The organism is Kineococcus arenarius subsp. arenarius, from assembly GCF_050871845.1.
Lineage (GTDB): Bacteria > Actinomycetota > Actinomycetes > Actinomycetales > Kineococcaceae > Kineococcus.
This window is the reverse complement of record NZ_JBJLSE010000179.1, coordinates 1-2,756: the sequence shown is the minus strand read 5'-3', so window position 1 is coordinate 2,756 and position 2,756 is coordinate 1. Positions and strand designations below refer to the sequence as shown.

Here is a 2,756-nt window from a genome sequence, read left to right as displayed (position 1 = left end):
CCCCCCCCCCCCCCCCCCCCCCCCCCCCCCCCCCCCCCCCCCCCCCCCCCCCCCCCCCCCCCCCCCCCCCCCCCCCCCCCCCCCCCCCCCCCCCCCCCCCCCCCCCCCCCCCCCCCCCCCCCCGGGGAGGGGAGGGGAGGGGAGGGGAGGAGTCAGAGGAGGGGGCGGACGGCGGGGCCCAGGGGGATGAGGTCGGCGGCGGCCGGGGGCAGGCCCGCGGCGGCCAGCTCGGCCGCCAGCGCCTCGCGCCCGCCGGCCGGCACCGCCACCACCGCGCGCCAGCCCTCCGCGCCCCACGCGACGTCCTCGACGACGTGCCGGCGGCGCAGTTCGGCCTCCACGCGCCCGGCCCCGGCCAGCGGGGCGCGCACCCCCACCAGCTCCACCCGGTGCCGGTGGAGCACGCCCGCCTCGGCCAGCGCCCCGGCCACCGCGCCGCCGTAGGCGCGCACCAGGCCGCCGGTGCCCAGCAGCACCCCGCCGAACCAGCGCACCACCACCGCCACCGCGCCCGTCACGCCGGCGCCGTCGAGCGCGGCGAGCATCGGCGCCCCGGCCGTGCCGGCGGGCTCGCCGTCGTCGGAGGAGCGCCGCACCTGCCCGTCGTCGCCCAGCACCCGGGCCGTGCAGTGGTGGCGCGCGTCCGGGAACTCGCGGCGCACGGCGGCCACGACGGCGTCCGCGGCGGCCTCGTCGGCCACCGGCTCCAGCACGCACAGGAAGCGCGAGCGCTCCACGACCGTCTCCGTGCGCACCGCCCGCGCCGGCACGGGGCGCGGTGCGCTCACCGGGTGCGCGCCGCGCGGCGCCGGCGCAGCGCCCCGGCGATGGGCGCGACGATCGAGAAGAGGATCGCCGTGCCGGCGATCGCGTACGCCAGCGTGCGGATCCACGGCAGCGAGTCGGCGGCGTACCCGGCCAGCACGAGCAGCGCCCCCCACGTCAGGGCACCCACCACGTTGGCGCTGGCGAACGCGGCGTACGGCATGGCGGCGGTGCCGGCGATGATGGGGGTGAACGCCCGCAGCCACGGGATGTAGCGGCAACCCACCACGGCGAACCAGCCGTACCTCTCGTAGAACGCCTCCGCCCGCGGCAGGTGCTCGGCGGCCTTCCCCGCGCGGCGCAGCAGCCAGGGCCGCCCCAGGCGCCGGCCGGACCAGTACCCGACGGTGTCGCCGAGGATCGCCGCCAGCGTCACCCCCACCACCAGCACCGGCAGCGAGACCGGGCTGCCGTCGCGGGCGGCCAGCAGGCCGGCGGTGAACAGCACGGTGCTGCCGGGCAGCCAGAAGCCCACGAGCGTGCCCGTCTCGGCGAACACGATGCCGAACACGAGGGCGTAGACGCCCAGGGCGCCGAGGTGATCCAGCTGCGGGTCGGCGAGCTGCGCGAGCCAGTCGGACACCCCCCGATCCTCGCAGGCGCTCGCGCCGCCCGGCCCCTCAGGCGCCGGTGGGCCCGTCGGCCAGCGCGGCCAGGCGGGCGCGCTCCGCCTCGCTCAGCCGGCGCGGGCGGCCCGCGGCGAAGTCGTAGGACACGCAGGTGGTGCCGGCGCGCACGTACGTGCGCGGCTCGCCCACGGCCGACGGCTCGGGCTCGCGCACCTCGTAGCGCACCTGGAAGCTGGCGCCGCCGACGCGCTCGATCCACAGGTCCACCGCCACCGGCTCGGTGCGGTAGTCCAGGGGGAGCAGGTAGTCGACCTCGTGGCGCGCCACGACCATGCCGGTGGCGAGCATCGGCGCCGAGCCGTCGGGGCCGGGCACCCCGAAGGCGCGCACGCGCGCCTCCTCCAGCAGCCGCAGCACCTCGACGTTGTTGACGTGGCGGTAGGCGTCCATGTCGCCCCAGCGCAGGGACAGCAGCTGCTCCGAGCGAGGCACCGCGCCATCGTGCCCCCCGGGTGTCAGCGGTGCTTCTCGGGGGTGGCCTCGTCGACGCGCAGGGCCGTCTGGACGGGCAGGGCCGCGGCGGCGCGGCGCTGCTTGCGGCGGGAGTTCAGCAGCTCCACGGCGACGGGGAGCACGCAGAGCACCACCAGGATCAGCAGGCCGAGCTCGATGTTGTCCCGGATGAGCGGGATGCCGCCGAGCAGGTAGCCCAGGACGGTCACGCCGGTGCCCCAGAGCACGGCGCCCACGGCGGAGAAGACGAAGAACGTGCGCCGCGGCATCCGCCCGGCGCCCGCGGCGACGGTGATGAAGGTCCGCACGATCGGCACGAAGCGCGCCAGGATGATCGCCCGCGCCCCGTAGGTGGTGAAGAACGCCTGCGTCCTCTCGACGTGCCGGCGCTTGAAGATCCTGGAGCCGGGCCGGTCCAGGACGGCCGGACCCGCCTTGCGCCCGATCTCGTAGCCGCACACGTTGCCCAGGAACGCGGCCAGCGAGAGCACCAGGCACACGAACCAGATGGAGTGCGGGACGTGCTCCTCGCGGGTGAACAGGCCCAGCGTGAACAGCAGCGAGTCGCCCGGCAGGAAGAAGCCGATCAACAGCCCGCACTCGGCGAAGACGATGGCCGCCGCGCCCCACAGCGCCGCCCCGCCCAGGGTGTCCAGCAGGGAGGTGGCCTCCAGCCAGTCCGGCAGCACGGCGTGAGCGGCGGGCGCGGCAGCCGAGAGCTCGGCGAGGAGGGGCACGCCCCCAGGGTAGGTCGGCCTCCCGGGCCCGGGAACCGCCCGGGCTGAGGATCAACCGTGAGGCGGACGCGGGTGTCCTGCGAACGGCGGTGGCCTCCACCCGCGGGTGGAG

4 protein-coding genes are annotated in these 2,756 nt (G+C 77.7%); all 4 read right to left on the bottom strand.

Annotation, left to right across the window (positions count from 1 at the left end; translation table 11 throughout):
• Positions 1-152: 152 nt before the first annotated feature.
• The 4 genes from ACRYM0_RS20745 to ACRYM0_RS20730 are packed head-to-tail and all read right to left on the bottom strand — an operon-like array spanning position 153 to position 2,644.
• Entirely contained in the window at positions 153-788 is a 636-nt protein-coding gene (locus ACRYM0_RS20745; protein WP_432507743.1) for a YigZ family protein, read from the bottom strand.
• Complete coding sequence (locus tag ACRYM0_RS20740; RefSeq protein ID WP_432507742.1) at positions 785-1,408, bottom strand: DedA family protein; 624 nt, start codon at positions 1,406-1,408, stop codon at positions 785-787. Before ACRYM0_RS20740 ends, ACRYM0_RS20745 begins: the two co-directional genes overlap by 4 nt.
• A gap of 37 nt (positions 1,409-1,445) precedes the next feature.
• The gene (locus ACRYM0_RS20735) at positions 1,446-1,886 is read right to left on the bottom strand and encodes an acyl-CoA thioesterase (protein ID WP_432507741.1); all 441 of its coding nucleotides are present in this window, start codon (positions 1,884-1,886) and stop codon (positions 1,446-1,448) included.
• Positions 1,887-1,909: 23 nt separating this feature from the next.
• Positions 1,910-2,644, bottom strand: a complete 735-nt coding sequence (locus ACRYM0_RS20730; protein ID WP_432507740.1) for a DedA family protein — start codon at positions 2,642-2,644, stop codon at positions 1,910-1,912.
• Positions 2,645-2,756 lie beyond the last annotated feature (112 nt).